General features: G+C 70.7%; 16 protein-coding genes. 6 read left to right on the forward strand and 10 right to left on the reverse strand.

Going from position 1 to position 19845, the window contains the following annotated elements:
* Positions 1-131: 131 nt before the first annotated feature.
* Positions 132-1769, reverse strand: a complete 1638-nt coding sequence (locus tag K8556_RS05950; protein ID WP_370639890.1) for a cell wall anchor protein — start codon at positions 1767-1769, stop codon at positions 132-134.
* 158 nt (positions 1770-1927) lie between these two features.
* Between K8556_RS05950 and K8556_RS05955 the strand changes: the two genes are divergently transcribed.
* Positions 1928-2518, forward strand: coding sequence for a DUF938 domain-containing protein (locus tag K8556_RS05955; protein ID WP_223739035.1), 591 nt, complete (start codon positions 1928-1930; stop codon positions 2516-2518).
* A gap of 44 nt (positions 2519-2562) precedes the next feature.
* Here the strand turns inward: K8556_RS05955 and K8556_RS05960 are convergent, their stop codons facing one another.
* From K8556_RS05960 to K8556_RS05975, 4 genes are all read right to left on the reverse strand, one after another.
* On the reverse strand, positions 2563-3141 hold the full coding sequence (locus tag K8556_RS05960) for a hypothetical protein (RefSeq protein ID WP_223739036.1): 579 nt from the start codon (positions 3139-3141) through the stop codon (positions 2563-2565).
* Between the two features lie 147 nt (positions 3142-3288).
* Complete coding sequence (locus K8556_RS05965) at positions 3289-5052, reverse strand: tetratricopeptide repeat protein (protein ID WP_223739037.1); 1764 nt, start codon at positions 5050-5052, stop codon at positions 3289-3291.
* 1704 nt (positions 5053-6756) lie between these two features.
* Positions 6757-7356 carry a hypothetical protein gene (locus tag K8556_RS05970; protein ID WP_223739038.1) on the reverse strand — a complete coding sequence of 200 codons (600 nt, stop codon included), beginning with the start codon at positions 7354-7356 and terminating at the stop codon, positions 6757-6759.
* The gene (locus K8556_RS05975; RefSeq protein WP_223739039.1) at positions 7353-7988 is read right to left on the reverse strand and encodes a sigma-70 family RNA polymerase sigma factor; all 636 of its coding nucleotides are present in this window, start codon (positions 7986-7988) and stop codon (positions 7353-7355) included. Before K8556_RS05975 ends, K8556_RS05970 begins: the two co-directional genes overlap by 4 nt.
* A 143-nt stretch (positions 7989-8131) precedes the next feature.
* Here K8556_RS05975 and K8556_RS05980 point away from each other — a divergent pair, with 143 nt between their 5' ends.
* On the forward strand, positions 8132-9139 hold the full coding sequence (locus tag K8556_RS05980) for a hypothetical protein (protein WP_223739040.1): 1008 nt from the start codon (positions 8132-8134) through the stop codon (positions 9137-9139).
* 70 nt (positions 9140-9209) lie between these two features.
* On the opposite strand, the gene K8556_RS05985 is transcribed toward K8556_RS05980, so the two are convergent.
* The gene (locus tag K8556_RS05985; protein ID WP_223739041.1) at positions 9210-9968 is read right to left on the reverse strand and encodes a DUF1338 domain-containing protein; all 759 of its coding nucleotides are present in this window, start codon (positions 9966-9968) and stop codon (positions 9210-9212) included.
* A gap of 110 nt (positions 9969-10078) precedes the next feature.
* Between K8556_RS05985 and K8556_RS05990 the strand changes: the two genes are divergently transcribed.
* The gene (locus K8556_RS05990; RefSeq protein WP_223739042.1) at positions 10079-10663 is read left to right on the forward strand and encodes a hypothetical protein; all 585 of its coding nucleotides are present in this window, start codon (positions 10079-10081) and stop codon (positions 10661-10663) included.
* 14 nt (positions 10664-10677) lie between these two features.
* Here the strand turns inward: K8556_RS05990 and K8556_RS05995 are convergent, their stop codons facing one another.
* Positions 10678-12225 (reverse strand): hypothetical protein, encoded by a 1548-nt coding sequence (locus K8556_RS05995; protein WP_223739043.1) that lies wholly within the window; start codon positions 12223-12225, stop codon positions 10678-10680.
* A gap of 153 nt (positions 12226-12378) precedes the next feature.
* Between K8556_RS05995 and K8556_RS06000 the strand changes: the two genes are divergently transcribed.
* Together K8556_RS06000 and K8556_RS06005 are read left to right on the forward strand one after the other, a co-directional pair.
* Positions 12379-12972 carry a hypothetical protein gene (locus K8556_RS06000; RefSeq protein ID WP_223739044.1) on the forward strand — a complete coding sequence of 198 codons (594 nt, stop codon included), beginning with the start codon at positions 12379-12381 and terminating at the stop codon, positions 12970-12972.
* Between the two features lie 31 nt (positions 12973-13003).
* Entirely contained in the window at positions 13004-13582 is a 579-nt protein-coding gene (locus tag K8556_RS06005) for a hypothetical protein (protein WP_223739045.1), read from the forward strand.
* Positions 13583-13588: 6 nt separating this feature from the next.
* Here the strand turns inward: K8556_RS06005 and K8556_RS06010 are convergent, their stop codons facing one another.
* On the reverse strand, positions 13589-14341 hold the full coding sequence (locus tag K8556_RS06010) for a ferritin-like domain-containing protein (protein ID WP_223739046.1): 753 nt from the start codon (positions 14339-14341) through the stop codon (positions 13589-13591).
* Between the two features lie 97 nt (positions 14342-14438).
* Complete coding sequence (locus tag K8556_RS06015) at positions 14439-15362, reverse strand: AraC family transcriptional regulator (protein WP_223739047.1); 924 nt, start codon at positions 15360-15362, stop codon at positions 14439-14441.
* Between the two features lie 161 nt (positions 15363-15523).
* On the opposite strand from K8556_RS06015, the gene K8556_RS06020 reads away from it, so the two are divergent.
* Complete coding sequence (locus K8556_RS06020; RefSeq protein WP_223739048.1) at positions 15524-16264, forward strand: SDR family oxidoreductase; 741 nt, start codon at positions 15524-15526, stop codon at positions 16262-16264.
* A gap of 66 nt (positions 16265-16330) precedes the next feature.
* Here the strand turns inward: K8556_RS06020 and K8556_RS06025 are convergent, their stop codons facing one another.
* Positions 16331-19798 (reverse strand): methylmalonyl-CoA mutase family protein, encoded by a 3468-nt coding sequence (locus tag K8556_RS06025; RefSeq protein WP_223739049.1) that lies wholly within the window; start codon positions 19796-19798, stop codon positions 16331-16333.
* Between the last annotated feature and the right edge of the window lie 47 nt (positions 19799-19845).

The following is a 19845-nucleotide window of genomic DNA, read 5'->3' on the forward strand; positions in this document are numbered from 1 at the left end:
TTATACACGGAAAACGAGAAATAACTTAAATTCCATCCAGGCGTTGTCACGGCGTGGATGTCTCACGGCGTACGAGGGGCCGCGCCCGGCCCGGGCGCCGGACGCGGCCTGCGCATGGCTGCGATTGCGCGCTACTGGCGCACGACGCGCTTGAGCCTGAAGGGCGAGGGCGACTCGCTCATCGTGTAATAGGCCGTGCCGGTCGGGTCGTACTCGATGGCCTCGCCCTGGCCCTCCACGGTGTCCGTCAGGGAGACGGGCGTGGCGGCGAACGCGGTCTCGAAGGCCGCGCCGGTGGCGGCGCGGAACTCATACACCTTGCGGTAGGTGCGCAGCAGGAAGCGGTTGGCGCACGGGTGGATGGCGCCGGACGTGGCGGCGCCGTAGTTGGTGTCCGTGGTGGTGGGCAGCGGGAGGTTGGCCACGAACACCAGCGTGCTCAGGGTGCCCGGCGTGGGCAGCGGCTGGGGGAACTTGTAGACCTTGCTCGCGCCCGAGTAGGACTTGGTGACGATGTAGATGTCGCCCGTGGTGGGGTGGACCATGAGGGTCTCCGCGTCCTTGGGCGTGTCCGGGTACTGGAAGGGGAAGGCCTCGGCGGTGAGGTTTCCGCTCGTCTGTCCCGCGCCGATGTCGGGCTCCGGGATGCGGTAGACGGCGAAGGTGGACGGCGGCGTGGGGAAGTTGGCGCTCGAGCGGCCGATGTCGCCCATGTAGATGCACTGGCCGGCGGGGCACGGGCCGGTGGCGACGTCCTCCCAGTCCGCGGGCGTCACGTTGGACACGGTGAAGGTGCCCTTCGTGCTCGCGTCCGTGGTGCTGATGGCGACGATGGCGGTGGTGTCCTCGTTGTGCGCGTAGAGGACGCCCGGCGTGAGGCGGCTGGCGGCCAGGCCGGACGGCTCCACCAGCGCGGTGGCCGTCACGGTGCCCTGGGGGGTGTACGCGGTGGAGAAGGTGTCCCCCACGGAGCAGGAGGCGGAGGCGTTGGCCGCGCGCAGCGCCACCACCTGCGCGATGTTCGTCTCCGCGTAGGGGGACGAGCCGTTGAACGAGCCCTGCGCGCCCGCGGCGCCCAGGTCCTTGTGGGCCACGTTGTAGAGGAGGCCCGTGGACGAGGACACGAGGCAGGTGTCCACGGGCTCGGTGAAGCCCGCGGGCGGGACGATGGGGCTCGCCGGGCACGCGGTGCCGGTCCACAACTGCGAGCCGAACCACACCGCGACGCCGTTGGCCGTGCTGGTGGTGAGGGCGGGCGTGTTGAAGCTGGCGGTGAGGCCGTTCTTCTGGCCCGTCTGCGCGTCGATGGGGTTGGCCGTGTCCACGCCGGAGAACGCGGAGATGCTGCCGGCCATGTAGCTGGCGATGTCGATGGTGAACGCGTACGTGGACGGCTCGGACGCGGTGGCGACCTTGTAGAAGATCCACGCCTTGATCTGCGACGCGCTCTGGTCCGAGCGCACCAGCGTCCAGCCCGCGGGCGGCGTCGCCACCGCGGCCACGTTGTTGCGGTTGATGATGCGCGCCAGCAGCACGTCACCCGCCGCCGTGCCCGCGGGCAGCGCGATGCTCAGCGACGTGCGCGTGCTGCCGCCCGCCGTGGCGCTGCTCCGGTACGCGATGGTGGACACCGCCTGCCGGGCGGTCGCGACCTCCTGCTCGGGGAGGGAGGGGGCGTCTTCCGTCATCGGCCCGCAGCCCGCGAACGCAAGCAGCGACACCGAGCACAGCATGCGTGAAACATTCCGGTTGAAGAACGTCAAGGTCACTCCTGCCTGGGGGATGAGGCGAGTCGAGGCAGGAGGTTTTCGAAGGGACCCGGAAAGTGTTGCGGATTCCGTGCGCGGGCGGCCGCTGTGTTGGCTGTGATTGCAATCTTCCGCGAGCGGCCTTTCTTCGCGTGCGCGGGTGTGGAAGAGGGGAGGGCATGAAGCGTCACGCCCCGGCCACCGAACGCAACCGCGAACCGCTCCTCGCCGTCCTCCGGGAGGTGCTGCCCGCGGAGGGCACGTTGCTGGAGGTGGCGAGCGGCACCGGCCAGCACGCGGCCTTCTTCGCGAAGGCGTTCCCGGGGTTGGCCTGGCAGCCGACGGACGGCGACCCGGCGGCGCTGGAGAGCATCGACGCGTGGCGCGGGGAGGAGGGGCTGTCCAACGTCCTGCCCGCGCGCGTGCTGGACGCGAGCTCGGACGCGTGGCCGGTGGAGCACGCGGACGCCATGCTCTGCGTGAACATGATCCACATCGCGCCGTGGGCGGCCTGCCAGGGGTTGATGCGGGGCGCGGCGCGGGTGCTGCGCCCGGGCGGGCGGCTGGTGCTGTACGGCCCCTACTTCGTGGAGGGGAAGCAGACCGCGCCGAGCAACCTCGCCTTCGACGAATCGCTCCGCGCGCGAGACCCGTCCTGGGGCGTGCGCGAGCTGGGCGCGGTGACCGCCGAGGCGGCGCGCCACGGGCTCCAGCGCGAGCGCGTGGTGGAGATGCCGAGCAACAACCTCACGGTGGTGTTCCGCCGGTAGGGCCTCCACCGGGACGGCGTTCGCCACGCCGTCCCGGCGCGGGGCTACATGCCGGGGCAGTGGCCGCCCTGCATCTGGCGCGCGGTCTCATGGATCTCGTCGATGAGGCGGCGCGTCTGCCTGGGGTCCTGCGCGGTGTAGGTGATGGTGATGCCATCCGGCGTGTCCTCGCCCACGGCGGCGGCGGGGACGGTGGGCGCTCCTGCCATGTCCCGGTTGCCGCCGCCGCCGGTGCCGCTCTCGTCGAGCCCGCTCTGGATCTCCGTGCTGCTGTCGCCCAGGTCCTCCGCTTGCGCCCTGTTCATGACGGGCTCGGAGTTGGTGCGCTTGGACTGCTCGTCCAGCAGCCGCCGGGCGCGCATCTGGAGGTCCCCCACCTGCGATGGGTCGGACGTGGTGAACATCATCGACACGCCGTTGGGCGTGTCCTTCGTGTGGACCTGCGTGCCTGGGACCGACATGGGGCAGCGCGGGTCCGTGGTGGCCGGCGTCGCGGCGGACTGGGCGGACGCGGGCAGCGGCTGCTGGGACTCCTCCTTGTGCATCCCCTTCTTGGAACAACCCGCGGAGAAACAAAGCGCCGCGGCCGCGGCGAGCGTCAGCGGAAGTCGGGACGTGGGCATGGTGTGCCTCCTCTGTCGTGGGTTCGTCGTGCGGCAAGGTGGCGAGCCGCCCCCGCCCTCGCAACGCACCCTGTGCGCCGCCCTGCCTGAAGGCCCCACCCCGGAGGTGGACCGCTCCATCGCGGAGCCGACACGCGGGGGCCCGGCTCACCACGCGGCTTCGAGCTGGAGCATCACCCCGTGCTTCTCGTAGTTGCCGTTCGTGGCGTCATACGCGTGGCACAGGTGCTCCGCGCCTTCGCACGCGGCGGGGTCGTCGTCCGTCAGCCGCATGTCGATGTTGGAGCGGTTCACCAGCAGCTCGTAGCGGGCGGTGAGCCGCAGGTGGCCTGACAGCCGGGCGCTCACGCTGGGGATCAGCACGAAGCGCGTGTCGTGGCGGCGGCGGACGTTCCACGTCTCGCTGTCTCCTCCGGCCGTCACGACGCGCAGGGCGTTGTCGTCCAGGTAGCGGCGCCACTCCACGTCCGCGTCCAGGCTCGCGGTGAGCCAGGGCCGCGGTTGCCACCGGCCGGAGGCGCCCACGGCGTGGCCCGTGAAGCCGAAGGGAATGACATACGTCTGTGACAGGAGGACCGAGCCGTCACTGGTGAAGGATTGCTCCAGCGTGCCAATGCGGTCCTGCCGGTAGCGGTACCACGCGGTGAGGTTCGCGGGGCCCAGGTGCCACTCCTGGGACAGCGTCGCGTCCAGGCGTGGACCGGTGAGGTAGGCGAACTCCTCTCCGATTCCGTCCTTGCCGGCGACCCCCAGGTCCAGCCGCGTGCGGGTGTGTTCGGTCTCGTCCCAGGCCAGCCACGCGTTGGCGTTGACGGAGGCCTGGAGCCCCCGGAAGTCCTCCAGGCCGGTGAAGAAGATGTCGCCGCCCGCGAGGAGCCCCACGCGCACCCTGCGCGCGGCCTCCCACTCCGCGGACGCCGTCGCGCGGTGGAGCTGGAGCGAGTAGTCCCGCACGGAGGAGACGGCGTAGGCGCGCTGGCTGCCGCCGTAGGACAGGGCCGCGAAGAGTCGGTCGGACAGGCGGAAGCGGGCGGTGAGGCCCACGCCGGCCTCGGCGAAGGCGCTCGCGGTCACCACGTCCGCGTTCGCGCCGGAGACGTCGCGGGCGGCGACGCCCACCTGGAGCACGTTGCTGTCGAAGCCCGGCCCCACGCTCGCGGAGGCCCAGAGGCCCGGGCCGCTGGCGCGCAGTCCGTGGGAGAGCAGGTCCAGGTACTGATGCGCCGTCGCGCGGTCCACCGGAGTCAACGTCAGCGCGAGCGCCGCGTTGAGGTCCTCGCGGGCCTCCGCGCGCAAGCCCAGGCGCCAGGCCGACGCGCCCGCCATGAGCCGGGCCCTGCCGGAGTCGGGCTGTCGCTCCGCCGCGCGCAGGAAGTGGGCACGGGCCTCGTCGAAGCGGCCGGCGTCGAAGGACGCGAGCCCCTGTCGGTAGGCCTCATCGCCTTCGTTCACGGGAGGCGCGAGCAGGGCGCGCAGCTCCTCCACCTGCAGCGCCTCCTCCGTGGAGGCACCGGCCGAGGCGCGCTCCGCCCATTGCGCGGCGCGCTCTGGAGCGCCCGCGTCGAAGGCGGCGAAGCCCGCGTTGATCCACGCCACGCGAGCGAGCGGGGCCCCTTCACGGACGCGGGCGAAGGCCTCCTCGGCCTCCGCGAAGCGCCCGAGCGCATAGAGGCAAGCGCCCCGGTTGAAGTTCCAGGCGTCGGGCTCGGGAGCATCCGGAGCACGCCCCGCGGCATCCAGGGCCGCCAGCGCTTCCTCGGGGCGGCCCAGGCGGAAGCGGGCCAGGCCCGCGAGGTACATCGAGGCGCCGGAAGAAGGGGCCAGGAGTGCCTGCTGTTCCGCCTCCGCATACCGGCCCGCCGCGAAGGACTCGCGCGCGTCCTCCAGCGGCTCCCCGGCCGCGAGTGCCACCAGAAGCAGCAAGCCCGTCCACACGCATCGCGACGTAGCGCATTCCCCGCAAGGGTGCGAGGGCGGCGCACCGCCCCCTCCGGCACGGGAGCAGGGACCGGTGTGCACAGACCCATCCCGTGCAAACGGCCCCGCCAGTCACCAGTCCAGGCCCAAGTCCATCCAGAGCCGAGTCAAGAACCTCCATGGGAGCGCCCCCTTGGAGGCGCACCGCGCAAACCAGTCCGACAGTCGGACCGGTCCTGGAGCACCAAGACACTCTCCCTGCGAGCCGAGAACCTTCCTGGGATGCATCGCGGAAACCGGTCCGACAGTCGGACCGGTTCTGGAACACCGAGACGCTCCCCCTGCGAGCCGAGAACCCTCCTGGGATGCATCGCGGAAACCTGTCCGACAGTCGGACAGGTTTGGAGCACCAGGACGCTCTCTCTGCGAGTCGAGAACCTCCGTGGGAGCCCCCCTTGGCGGCGCACCGCCCCAACCAGTTGGACAGTCGGACCGGTTCAGGGGCGCCGAGACTCTCTCCCTTCGAGTCGAAGACCGTGGGGGCCGCCCCCTTGGCGGTGCACCGCACCAACTGGTCGGACAGTCGGACCGGTTCGGGGGCACAGCGACGCTCTCCCCTCGAGTCGAAGACCCATGGGAGCGCCCTCCTTGGGGGCACTGCAGAAACCTGTCGGACAGTCCGACAGGTTCTGGAACACCGAGACGCTCTGCCGGCGAGTCGAAGACCCGTGGGGGCGGCCCCCTTGGCGGTGAACCGCACCAACCTGTCGGACAGTCGGACAGGTTTGGGGGAACCGCGGCAGGACGGCGCTGCCTCTTCATTCGGGCCGAGGGGACTTGTCGGACTGTCGGACCGGTTTGGGCCGCGCGGGGCTTCCGGACATGATGGCTGCGCGGCCCACAAGGAGAGGCTTGGGCGTGGCGGACGCCCTCCTTGGCGGTGCATCGCGCGAACCTGTCGGACAGGTTTGGACGAAGCGGGTGGCACTCCTGGCCGCCACTCCGATGTCCCCTCCTTGGACCTGGCGCGTCAGCCAACCTGGTTGGAGGACCTCTGTTCCATTCGAGCCGCGGAAACCTGTCCGACTGTCGGACAGGTTTTGGAGAACCGCCTCGGGCGGGGGGCGCCCCTGGCTCCTTGCTGCTTCATGAGGCGCGAGCGCGGCTCTTGCGCACGGCTTGTTCCTGGAGAGGTCCAGGCTTCGCCGTCAGCGTGCCGCGCTCCTCGCTGCTCACGGGCCTTCGTTCAGCGCCGCGGTGCCTGGTGGGGCTGCGTGGGCGGCTGCTGATTGGGCGGCGGTGGCGCTCCGTCGGTCCTGGGCGACGGCGAGCGCATGCGGCCCTCATCCCCTGGCTGGCGCGACCCGTTGGGTCGTCCGTCATGTCCCGGCCCTCCTGCAGGGCCGCGGGCGTCCGGACCCGGCGCTGGACGGACCCTGTCTCCTCGGGGCGGCGGGGGTGGGCGCTCCGCGTTCCTGCGCCTCAGGATGGTGTCCACCTGTTCCCCCGGCGCGATGACGTCCACCGTGTGCGAGCTGCGCACGTGCGCCTGCTGCGCTCCGGATGGAGGGGGCGGCACGGGCGCCTCGGGCGGCCTCGCGGCCTCCGTTGGCGGAGGGGCCGGTGCCTGCTGGGCGTGCGCGGCTCCGCCTCCCAACCAGAGGAGGACGGCGAGCGCCGGTGTCGAGTACCCCGTCTTCATCCGCCCGTGACCTCCAGCACCACGTCGTGCTCGATGCGCTGGTCGCCCGCGCGCGCCAGCGCCGTCACCAGATAGCGCCCCGGCCGCTGGGCGCGCACCGCGATGGGAATCACGTTGCTGCCCGCGCTCAGGGGCTGCGTCCACTGGTAGGAGCGCAGCGGCAACTCCTCTCCGTCCGCCCAGAAGGACAGCCCCTCCGGCAGGCTCACCTGGAAGTCCGCCTGCTCCACGGCCACGTCCGCCGTGAAGTCCAGCTTGATGACCGCCACCTTGCTCACCGGCACCTGCGTGCCGGGCCGCTCGAGCGCCGCCATCCCCGCGGCTGCCGTGCCCGGGACCCCAGGCGTGCCTCGCACCGCCCCCAGCACCAGGAACGTGGCCACACCCATGGCGACGCCCACCGCCGGCCAGAGCACCGGCGCTCGGCGGCGCCAGAAGTCCCGCACCGCATCCCACCCCGACGCCGGTGTGGGCGGTCCGGCCTCCACGAGCCTCCGGTGGAGCAGGGCCTGGAAGTCGGGCCCGGGCGCGTCGTCCCGCAGCGCTGCCAGACGCTCGCGCAGCGCGCGGTCCTCCCTGTCCTCGGGCTCACTCATCTCCTGCTCCTCGCAGCATGCGACGAAATGTCCTGCCCGGATGTTCCCACCCGCGCGTCATCTTCCGGGCCGCCGGGGCCCTGGTCCCCCGCCAGCAGGGCCTTCAGGTGCGCCCGGCCCCGCGACAGGCGCGACTTCACGGTGCCCACGGGCACCCCTTCGATGTCCGCCACCTCTTCATAGCTGTGCCCCTCCACGTCGAAGAGCACCACCGCCGTGCGGAACTCCGGCGGCAGCGCCCGGAGCGCCCGCCACAGCCGGTCCCGCTCCTGGGCGCGCATCATCCCTGCATCCGCGGACTCGGCGTCCGACGCCGCCTGGACGTGCTCCTGCTCCAGCGGCTCCTCGCGGGTGCGCTCGCGGCCGGCGCGGCTGCGGGTGGCGTCATAGAACGCGTTGCGCACCACCGAATAGAGCCACGTCTGGAACGCGGACTGGAAGCGGAACGAGCGCAGGTTCTTGTAGACCTTCACCAGCGCTTCCTGCGCCAGGTCATCCACGTCCGAATCCGACGCGGCGAAGGCCCGCGCGAAGCGGCGCACGCGCGGCAGGTGCGAGGACACGAGCAACTCAAAGGCACGCACGCTGCCGTCCTGGGCTTCGAGGATGAGTGCGCGCAGCTCGTCGTTCACGGTCGGCGGCACTCTATCCGGCCGCCGCGCACGCTCAAAAAGCCACGGGAAATCCCCTGCCGGGAACACGGCGGAAATTCATTTCGTCTCACCGGGGCGTACGGACAGCGGCCGGGCACCGGATGACAAGGGAGCACGCACTCATGAGGCACTGGAGCAGGGGCAGTCAGTGGCTGGGAGCAGTCGCGCTGGTGGTGGGCACCATGACGGTCGGTTGCGGCGGGTCGCAGGGCTCGACCCTGGACGCCACGTCGGAGGTATCCCAGGCGGTGGAGGCCACGTCGGACTCGAGCGACGCGGTGGAGGTGTCCAGCCTCCTGCACGGCCTGGACAAGCTGCGCCCCCAGGCCATCGAAGGCTTCCACTGTGACGCGAGCCCCGACATCACCACCGTGGAGGTGTGCGGCAAGACGCTGCCCGCCACCGTGCACCTGGAGTGGACGGACTGCGCGCCCCCTACGCGCCCCGAGGGCCCCGGCCGTGGCGGTGGACAGCCGCCCGGCGGAGGTGGCGCGCCTCCCCCGCAGGACGGCACGGGCTCGCAGGTGCGCGGCCAGTCCTTCGACGGCGGCGGCAGGCCGGGCGGACCGGGCCCGCGGGGGCCCTCCAGCGGCACGGTGGACATCGTGAACGCGTACGAAGCCGCCGAGGACTGCACGGGCGCGGTGACCCAGAACCAGACCGTCACCTTCGAGGTCTCCAGCACCCACTCCGACGGTGAGGTCTCCACCGTGAAGGGCACCACCGCCTCCACGTCGGAGCTGGTGGACGGCGCTCCGCCCCGGCGCAAGAGCACGCAGGCGGACGTGACGCGCACGCGCACGGACGCGGACGGCACGGTGGTGAAGTCGGTGCGGCTGGAGGGCTCGCTGTCCATCGCGTTCTCCACGGACACGCCGCCGGTGCGCACCATCGACGGCGCGTACACGGAGACCGCGCTCGACGGCTCGCAGGGCACCGTGACGCTGGAGGGCATCGTCCGGCCGCCGCGCGACGTGTGCCCCTGGCCCACGAGCGGCACGCTCACGCGCACCACCGCGGACGGCGCCAGCCACGTGCTCACCTTCGGTCCGGAGTGCGGCGACGGCACGCTCGACGGCGCGGCGCTGAGCCTGCCCGACCGTGGCGAGCGCGGCGGCGGCCGCCACTAGTCTCACGAGGCGTCGCGGTCCGGGGGACGCACCCAAACCCCTCCCCTGAGCGCCCCTCGGGCCGCGAGCCTCAGCCCCGCTTCGTCATGTCGAACAGCGCGCGGGCCTGCGGCCCCAGGAACCCGTCGAACCCTCCCGAGCGCTGGGCGATTTCAAAGTACGCGTACGGCCATGCGCGCGTGCCACCGCCCCGGAGCGTCAGGGGCAGCGGGGCCGCGTGCGTGGCCGTCTGCCGGAGCGAAGTGCCGGGCGCGCCCTCGATGTCCGCCTTCATGGGCACTCCCGCGTCGCGCATGCGCCGCTGCCACGCCTCCACGTCGTCCACCGCGCCGGTGAAGTGATTCACCTTGCGGCCGAAGGCCAGCAGCCACGCGCCGTACTGCGTCTCCTTCTCCAGCTCCAGCAGCGCGGCCTCCTCGGGAGGCGGCGGCGCCGTGAACCACCCCGCGAGCGCCTCCACGTCCTCCGGAGGCGGCGGATCCACCGGCAGCGCGGCGAGCAATTCGCGGGCGCGCGGCGACAGCTCCTCCTGCTTCAGCTCGGACAGGAAGACGCGCGGCAGTCCGTCCGGATGCGACAGGTAGATGGCGGACAGGTGCGCGTCCGGGAACGTGTACGCGCCGGCCGGCTTCCACCCGAGCCGCTCGAACACACGGGAGAAGAGGGCAATGCCTCCCTCCGGCCGCGCGAGGGTGCGGAACGCGACGTGGTCGTTGCGGAAGTGTCCCCCGGACAGCGCCACGAAGGTGCGCGCGAAGGAGACTTCAGAGGCGTAGCGCTCCCACAGCAGGTCCAGGAGCCGCGAGGCGTCGGAAGCGGAGGTCGTCATGCCCGGCAGTGTACGCCGCGCTCCCCGCGCCTTTGAGCGCCATCCGTGAACCGTATTAACAAGCGGAAGCCCGTTCAGGGTGGAAACGCTGAAAAACACGGAGACAGACGATGAACGTGATGAAGACGGGGCTGCTGGCCCTGGTGTCGGGCCTGCTGCTGGCGTGCGGAGGAGCCGTGGAGACGGAGGCCTCGGCGCCCGAGCTGGCGCGGCAGGAGAAGGCCCTGTGCGGTTCCTGCGGCGACTTCATCTGCGACCCCGCGACGGAGAACCCCTTCAACTGCCCGCAGGACTGTGGCAGCGGGCCCACCTGTGGTGACTCCGTGTGTTGCGACGGGGAGACGCCGTCCAGTTGTCCGCAGGACTGCCCGTACCTGTCTGACTTCTGCTACGTGAGCCCCCTGGGGTTCGCGTCCGCGTCCTCCGCCGGCCTGTGCGCCGTCTGTGGTGACAGCTATTGCGACCCCAGCGCGGAGAACACATCCAACTGTCCTCAGGACTGCGGCAGCCCCGGCGGCTATTGCGGCGATTACACCTGCGACCCCAGCACGGAGAATGCCTTCAACTGCCCGCAGGATTGTGGCTTCGGACCCGTCTGCGGCGACGGCGTGTGCTGCGACGGAGAGACGCCGTCCAGTTGCCCGCAGGATTGCCCGTACCTGTCTGACTTCTGCTACGTGTCGCCGGGCTACTGAGCCCGTGGGGGCTCTCAGCGCAGCTCCACCGTGAGCCCGCCGAAGGTCATGGCCTCCGGGTGGCCATCGTCTCCGGAGTGCGTCATCGGCGCCTCCGCGAGCCCCACCGCCACCAGCGAGTCCCCGTCCGCGTCCACGCCCAGCAGGTGGAAGTGTCGGCCCTGTCCCTCGGGGCCGGCCTTCCGGGTGCGCACCGTCTGGCCGTTATGCGACGCGAGCGCGAGCAGGGCCCCGGCGCCGCGCGAGATGCTCATCCCGCCGTACCACCGGTCCCAGCCGGACGCGCCCACGGCGGCCCACCCCGGGGCCGTCCAGCGCAGCGCGGAGAAGTGGTCCGCGCGGCCCGTGTCCACGCGGTGCTCGAAGCGCAGGGCGCCCGAGTCGAGTGACAGCACGCCCAGGTAGCCGTCGTAGGGCGTCATCCGGTCCTGCGCGTCCGGCGCGGACGGATACCAGGCGACGGTGCCATCCGGGCCCTCCGTCACCACGGTGCCCGCGAGCGCCACCTCCCCGTCGCGCACCGCCATGTCGAAGACGACGAACTCCGCCGCCCGGGCGGGGACGAAGACGTGCGTCCCGATGCGCGTCCCCACCGGCGTGAAAGTTGTCACGGCGAAGGGCTGCCGTTCGGTGTCCATGGGCGTGGTGACGTCGTCGCCGGAGCGGCAGTGCACGGAGGTGAAGTCGTTGAACGTGCGGCTGGAGGCCAGGCAGCGGGAGCTGTTCCAGGTGCGGCCCACCACCAGCCTTCCGTCCGCGTCCACCGCGAGCAGCGGCCGGAGCGCGGCCTCGCGCCAGCGGAACTCGTCGTAGGCCCAGGCGGCCGGCTGCGTGGAGTGGCGCCCGTCGACGACGCGGGTCCACTGCTCGGTGTAGCGCCCGTCCATCCATTGGAGCGTCATCAGGCCTGACGCCAGCTCCTGGGTGGCGGGCCCGCCTTCCGGGATGGTCACGAGCGACAGGAAGACCACGGCCACGTCCTCGCCGCGCGCCTCCGTGCGCAGCCAGCCGTCGGTGAGGGCGTGGACCCAGGGCGACTTCATGCGGAACGCGGGGGAGGGCAGGGTGCCTCCCAGGTCCTCGCCGGGCACCGTCGCGGGCGTGGGCAGGGGCCGCCGCGACAGCACCTGGCCTTCGGCGGACAGGCGCACCAGGTCGTAGGCGTCCGCGGTCGCGCCGGTGCGCTCGACGCCCAGCGTGACTTCCCCGGACGGATGCACGGTGAAGTCGCTCAGGTGGTCACCGGCCTCGGCGTCGAACCGCCACAGCCGCGTGCCGTCGCTCGCGGACACGGTGAGCCGGCGGGTGTCCCGTCCTTCCGCGTCCCGCGTCGTCTCCAGCGCGAACGTGCGTCCGGAGGCCCGCCGCACCTTGAGGCCGCCGAAGTCCGCGCGCGGCTGTGTCTGGGAGGACGGCGTGCCCTGCTCGAACGCCCGGGTGAGTCCGGGCACCGCGCAGTCCGCGTCCTCGCACGGGGAGGCAGGCCCGTCCGTCCCGTGACAGGCGGCGGCGCCAAACGACAGCAGGGCGCCCAGCAGAGACCGCGTCCGGCGGAGGTCCATGACTCGCATGCCTTTTCATACGGAGGCACGCGTCCCGGTGGGTTGTTCCCGCGGGTCCAGGCCCAAGCCCAGACGGCCCCATGGCTCCGAGCCCCCTTGTGGCCTCCGTGGCCCCTCCTGCTTCTGACGGGATTCCCTGGTTAGGATGGGCGGATGTTCCGACCCCTGTTCCGCACCGCGCTGCCGCTGCTGGCGTGCGCCCTGTCCTCCACCGCCTGTGACTCCGTCCCCAAGCCCGAGGGCGAATGCCGCGGGCCGTACGGCGCCCAGAGCATCGCGTGGCCCATCGAAAACAACTCCGTGATGTCCGCGTACGTCCACAACGACGGGACCCAGGGAACGCAGCTCCACCTAGCGTACACGCCAAACGGTGCCCCCGAGCTCCCGCTCTTCGGCGTGAACATCGTGATACCGGGAGCACCCACGGTGGCCGGAGGGGCGTGGACCGCGAAGCTCCTGCGGCAGGGCGAGGTGCTGGTGGCCGAGGACACGTCCCGGGTCCTCGAATGGGGCGCCTTCACCGGGCCGGGCCAGGAGGGCTATCCGTCCGTCACCGGCGTCCCGGTGGAGGGAACCCTGACGCTGGAGCGGCTGCTGCACGGAGACGGTCAGGCCCAGGGCCGGTTCGTCTATCGCTACGAGGACGGCGGCGAGCTGACGTGCACCTTCAACATCACCGACCGGCTCTACACCGAGGATGGCGACTGGCTGGACGGCGTCGGAGACGACGACGATGACGACGACTGAGCCGCGCGGCCGCGGCTGGTAGTCTCGAACCATGGGCGTCCACGACTACCGATGCAGCGTCTGCGGTCCTCCCTCGTCGTTCGTGTGTGGTGAGAAGACCGGCAAGGAGTGCGAGGAGGAGGGCTTTGGCAACGACGAGGCCCTCCTGGACCTGTTCTTCTTCGCAGCCGACGGGGCGCCGGAGGACGCGGATGCCTTCGAGGAGGCCCGGGGCCGCGCCCGCCGCACGCGGACGCAGGCCTTCGGCTACGACTGGGGCGAGTGGGAGTTCGTCCCCAGCCTCAACTACCGCCAACTGCTCATGGACGATGATGACGCCACGGGCGTCTGGTGTATCGAGCCGTATGACGAAGACGTGAGCGACGGCAGCCCCGTCTCCCTGGAGATTCCAGAGGGCGAGCGCGTCTGGGTGGTCAATTACTGCCCCACCTGTCATCCGCTGTTCGCGGAAGGGAAGACGCCCCCGGACGAGCCCTGTCTGGAATACCTCCGCGCCGTCGCCGAGAACCTGGACCTGGACTTCGACGGCGTGAAGGGCAGCGCGGACAAGCCGGCCTTCATCGCCACCGTGCGGGAGCGCGTCGCCCGGAGGCGGCCCGTGGCCCGCTGACGTACCTCAACTGGCGGAGGCCCGCGCGTCGGCGGCGCGGACGTCGTCCGGCAGGTTGGCGACCCAGACCGTGACCTCCTCCAGGTGGAGCGTCTCCTCGCGAAGCACTTCGCGGAACGCGTCCACCAGGTCGGGCGGCCCCAGCTCCTGGGCCAGGTCCACGAGCATCGCCCAGCCGGCGTTGTTGAGGATCTCGGAGATGAGGACCGCGCGCAGCGCGTCCGCGAGCGTGGCGCACGGGTCGTCCACGGCCCGGAGCAGCCCATGGGGGCGCGGATCCGCGCTGTCTCCGTGCGCCGTCAACTGGGGCGCGTCCATGCCGAGCCGGTAGATGCACTCGCGGATGAGGTTCAGGTGGTCCAGCTCCTGGTTGTGCAGCTCCACCAGCCGCTCCGGCGTGGGGCCTCCCGGGTAGCTGCCCAGGGCATGCGTCTTCACCAGCAGGCCCGCGTAGAGCCGCGAGCTGGTCCGCTCGAAGGCGAGCCGCTCCCGGAGCTGGGCGACGAAGACCAGGGGCGTGGCGCCGTCCACGGCCTGGAGCGCGTGGCCCACCACCTCCTTGAAGTCCGGCAGGTGCAGCTCGCCCAGGTGTCCCGCGATGCGCATGAGGTGCACGCGCAGGAACCGCACGGCGCTGCCCGAGGGGGGCAGGGCGGAGTCCCGGAACGGCTCCTCGTGGGCCACCTGCTCCAGCTCCCCGGCGGTGAGCTGTGCCGCCGCGTGCTTCAGTCCCCAGTCTCCGCCTTCACCAGATGACATCGCGCCCCTCCCGCCAGGGATGCCTTCCGGGGCGCTGGCCTCGGAAGGGGGGCACAACGTGGAAACGATGCGCTGGGGCCGCCATCGGCCCCAGGGACTAGCGCACCGCCGCCGGGGCGGAGCCGAGCGACTCCCGCAGCCTCGCGATGTCACGCGAAGGTGGTGCACCGAACATCCTGCTGTACTCGCGGCTGAACTGGGACGGGCTCTCGTAGCCCACGGAGTGGCCGGCCATGGCCGCGTCCATGGCCTGGGCCAGCATCAGCCGGCGGGCCTCCTGGAGCCGGAGCTGCTTCTGGTATTGCAGCGGGCTCATCGCGGTGACGGACTTGAAGTGGTGGTGGAGCGCGGACGGGCTCATGTGGACGGCGCGCGCCAGCCGCTCGATGCGCAGCGGCGCGGCGTAGTGCTCCTTGAGCCAGTGGATGGCGCGGGTGACGGACTCGCGGCGGCTGTCCGCCACGGCGATGCGCCGCAGCCGTTCGGAGTTCTCACCGGACAGCAGGCGGTAGAGGATTTCCCGGATGACGAGCGGCGCGAGCACGGGGATGTCGCGCGGCGTATCCAACAGGCGCACCAGCCGCGCCGTCGCGTCCAGCAGCGGCGCGCCCACCGGTCCCAGGGCCAGGCCCCGGGCCGTGTCCGTGGGGCCGGGCGCCTCCAGCTCCGCCTCCATCATCAGGCTGCCCAGTTGTCCGGGCTCCAGGTCCAACCGGAAGCAGAGGTAGGGCGCGTCGGCGGAGGCCTCCACCACCTGTCCCGTGACGGGCAGGTCCACGGACGCGACGAGGCACTGGTCCGGGCCATAGACATACAGCTCTTCCCCCAGCAGCACCTGCTTGCGGCCCCGCGCCACGATGCACAGCGCGGGCTCCTGCAGCGCGTGCAGGGGCGTGGAGGGCTGGGAGGCGCGGATGAGCACCACGCGGGGGATGGCGGTGGCGTGGATGCCGTCCGTGGGCGTGTGGCGCTCCAGGAGGGTCGCCAGCTCGGACAGGTGCGGGCTCGGGTCGCTCGGCATGCGCGTCCGTTCTAACTCCTGCCGGGGATGGGTGCTCGTGCAGGAATGGGCAAGAGTCCGCGAGCATCCGGATACCGCCATCGCCGCGCTCCTTGAGAGGGTGTCCTCGTCCCCGGCGCCCATTTTTTTCCGCGCCGGGCCTTCAAGAGAGGACGAACGCGATGACGACGGACATCCAGGGCAAGGTGGTGGCCATCACGGGAGCGAGCAGCGGCATTGGCGAGGCGACAGCCCGCCTGCTCGCCAGCCAGGGGGCGAAGGTGGTGCTGGGCGCGCGCCGCACGGACCGGCTGGAGGCGCTGACGGGCGAATTGAGGTCGAAGGGCGGCGAGGCGCGCTACCGCCCGCTGGACGTGACGAAGCGCGAGGACGTGGAGGGCTTCGTGGCCTTCACGCTGAAGGAGTTCGGGCGGCTGGACGTGCTCATCAACAACGCGGGGGTGATGCCGCTGTCCAGGCTGGAGGAGCTGAAGCTGGACGAGTGGAACCGGATGATCGACGTGAACATCCGGGGCGTGCTGCACGGCATCGCGGCGGGGCTGCCGGTGATGAAGCGCCAGAAGTCAGGGCAGTTCATCAACCTGTCTTCCATTGGCGGGCACGCGGTGAGCCCGACGGCGGCGGTGTACTGCGCCACGAAGTTCGCGGTGATGGCCATTTCGGAGGGGCTGCGCCAGGAGGTGGGCGCGGACATCCGGGTGACGGTGATTTCGCCGGGAGTCACCCAGTCGGAGCTGGCGGACAGCATCAGCGACCCGGCGTCGCGTGAGTACATGCGCGAGTTCCGCAAGGACGCGATCCCGGCGGACGCCATCGCCCGCGCCATCCGCTACGCCATCAGCCAGCCCGCGGACGTGGACGTGAGCGAAATCATCATCCGCCCCACGTCCAGCCCGTACTGAGAGGGGTTGGGTGTGCGAAGGGCTGGCGCGGTCCCGGGACGTCCGCCCGGGACCGCGGCGCTCGCATCACATGTTGCGCCGGTACTGGCCGCCCACCTCGTACAGCGCGCGGGACAACTGGCCCAGCGTGCACACCTTGCAGGCGTCCATCAGCGCGCCGAACACGTTGCCGTTGTCCAGGGCCGCGCGGCGCACCGCCTCCAGGGCCGCGGGCGCCGTCTTCGCGTTGCGCTTCCAGAAGGCGTCCCGCGCCGTGATGGCGTAGTCCTTCTCCTCCTTCGTCGCGCGAATCACCTCCGGCGGCGTCACCGTGGGCGAACCCTTCGGGTCCAGGAAGGTGTTCACCCCGATGATGGGCAGCGTCCCGTCGTGCTTGAGCGTCTCGTAGTAGAGCGACTCCTCTTGAATCTTGGAGCGCTGGTACATGCGCTCCATCGCGCCCAGCACGCCGCCGCGCTCGGAGATGGCGCGGAACTCGTTGAGCACCGCCGCCTCCACCAGGTCCGTCAGCTCCTCGATGATGAACGAGCCCTGGTTCGGGTTCTCGTTCTTCGACAGGCCGAACTCCTTGTTGATGACCAACTGGATGGCCAGCGCCCGCCGAACGCTCTCCTCCGTGGGCGTGGTGATGGCCTCGTCGTAGGCGTTGGTGTGCAACGAATTGCAGTTGTCGTTGAGCGCCAGCAACGCCTGCAGCGTGGTGCGGATGTCGTTGAAGGCAATCTCCTGCGCGTGCAGGGAACGGCCCGACGTCTGGATGTGATACTTCAGCTTCTGCGACCGGTCGTTGCCGCCGTACTTGTCCCGGATGGCCTTGGCCCAGATGCGGCGGGCCACGCGCCCCAGCACCGCGTACTCCGGGTCCATGCCGTTGGAGAAGAAGAACGACAGGTTGGGCGCGAAGTCGTCGATGTGCATCCCGCGCGACAGGTAGTACTCGACGAAGGTGAAGCCGTTGGCCAGCGTGAAGGCCAGTTGGGAGATGGGGTTCGCCCCGGCCTCCGCGATGTGGTACCCGGAGATCGACACCGAGTAGAAGTTCCGCACCTTCTGGTCGATGAAGTACTGCTGGATGTCGCCCATCACGCGCAGGGCGAACTCCGTGGAGAAGATGCAGGTGTTCTGCGCCTGGTCCTCCTTGAGGATGTCCGCCTGCACCGTGCCGCGCACCGCCTGGAGCGTGGACGCGCGGATCTTCGCGTAGACGTCCGCCGGCAGCACCTCGTCACCCGAAACGCCCAGCAGCAGCAGGCCCAGGCCGTCGTTGCCCTGGGGCAGCTCGCCCTGGTAGCGCGGACGCGGCAGGCCGCGCTCCCGGTAGAGCGCTTCAATCTTCTTCTCGACCTCCTCCACCTTGCCGTTGGCGCGGATCCACTTCTCGCACTGCTGATCCACCGCGGCGTTGAGGAAGAAGCCCAGCAGCATGGGCGCCGGGCCGTTGATGGTCATGGACACGGACGTGGACGGGTCCGCCAGGTCGAAGCCGGAGTAGAGCTTCTTCGCGTCGTCCACGTTCGCGATGGACACGCCCGAGTTGCCCACCTTGCCGTAGATGTCCGGCCGGTGGTCCGGGTCCTCGCCGTACAGCGTCACCGAGTCGAACGCCGTGGACAGGCGCTTCGCCGGCAGGCCGCGCGACACGTAGTGGAAGCGCTTGTTGGTGCGCTCCGGGCCGCCCTCGCCCGCGAACATGCGCGCGGGGTCCTCGCCCTCGCGCTTGAGCGGGAAGACGCCCGCGGTGAACGGGAAGGCGCCCGGCGCGTTCTCCCGCAAGAGCCACGTCAGGATGTCGCCCCAGTCCTCATACTTCGGCAGGGCAATCTTGGGCACGCGCAGGTGCGACAGCGTCTCCGAGATGAGATCCAGCTCGATGACCTTGTCGCGCACCTGGAACTGGTACTTGGACGCGGCGTAGCGCTTCTTCGTCGCGGGCCACTCGGCCAGGAGGCGCCGGCAGTCCGCGTGCAGGCGGCTCTCCAGGTCCTGGTACAGCGCCACCAGGTCGCCCAGGTACGCGGGCTCGCCCTCCACGCGCTCCGTCACCTGCACCACGTCGGCCGCGTCCTTCGGCTCGACGATCTCCAGCTTCTTCTTCCCCACGTTCTGGCGCAGGGCCTGGATGGTGCCGTGCAACTGGTACATGCGCCGGGCGATGGCGGCCTGGGCGCGCGCGAAGCCGTCGTAGGACTCGCAGGCGTCGACGATCTCCGCCAGGTAGCGCGTGCGCTCCGGGGGGATGATCCACTTCTTCTCGCTCATGCCGGGCGTGAGCTGGAAGCGGCTGTCCAGCTTCGCGCCCGTCTTCTTCACCAGCGCGTCGATGAGCGCCCGGTAGAGCGTGTTCATGCCCGGGTCGTTGAACTGCGACGCGATGGTGCCGTACACGGGCACCGCGTCATCCGCCAGGGTGAAGGCGTTGTGGTTGCGCTTCCACTGCTTCTTCACGTCGCGCAGCGCGTCCAGCGACCCGCGCTTGTCGAACTTGTTGATGGCGATGACGTCCGCGAAGTCGAGCATGTCGATCTTCTCGAGCTGCGTCGCCGCGCCGTACTCGGCCGTCATCACGTAGAGCGCCACGTCCGAGTGCTCGGTGATCTCCGTGTCCGACTGACCGATGCCGGAGGTCTCCACGACGATGAGGTCGAAGCCCGCCGCCTTGCAGACCTCGATCGAGTGGGCGACGTGCCGGGACAGGGCCAGGTTGCTCTGGCGGGTGGCCATCGAGCGCATGTAGACGCGCGGATTGTCGATGGCGTTCATGCGGATGCGGTCGCCCAGGAGCGCGCCGCCGGACTTGCGCTTGGACGGGTCCACGGAGAGCACCGCCAGCGTCTTGTCCGGGAAGTCCGCCAGGAAGCGGCGCACCAGCTCGTCCACCAGGCTGGACTTGCCTGCGCCGCCCGTGCCGGTGATGCCCAGCACGGGCACCCGGGGGGCGTCCGCGACGGCGGTCTTCAGCGCGGCGCGCAGCGCTTCGCCCGCGTCCGCGAAGTTCTCCGCGATGGTGATGAGCGACGCGATGCGCTCCGGCTCGCGGGGCAGCGGCTGCTTCAGGAGGCCCTTGAAGTCGGACGGGCGCTTCTCGAAGTCGCACTGGGAGATGAGGTCGTCAATCATCCCCTGCAGGCCCATGGCGCGGCCGTCGTCCGGGGAATAGATGCGCGCGACGCCGTACTTGTGCAGTTCGTCGATTTCGGTGGGGAGGATGGTGCCGCCGCCGCCGCCGAACACCTTGATGTTCGCGCCGCGCTCGCGCAGCAGGTCGATCATGTACTTGAAGTACTCGACGTGGCCGCCCTGGTAGGACGTGAGGGCGATGCCCTGGGCGTCCTCCTGGATGGCGCAGTCGACGATCTCCGCCACGGACCGGTTGTGGCCCAGGTGGATGATCTCCGCGCCGGAGGACTGCATCAGGCGGCGCATCACGTTGATGGCCGCGTCGTGTCCGTCGAAGAGGCTGGCGGCCGTGACGATGCGGACGTGGTGGCGGGGCCGGTACGGCTGGGGAGCGGTGTTCGGTTGGGGGTGTCGCACGGGCGTACACTAGGAGTGCGGTGCAGGCCCGGCAAGCGATTGAGACA

It is taken from the genome of Corallococcus sp. AS-1-12, assembly GCF_020036995.1.
Taxonomy (GTDB): domain Bacteria; phylum Myxococcota; class Myxococcia; order Myxococcales; family Myxococcaceae; genus Corallococcus.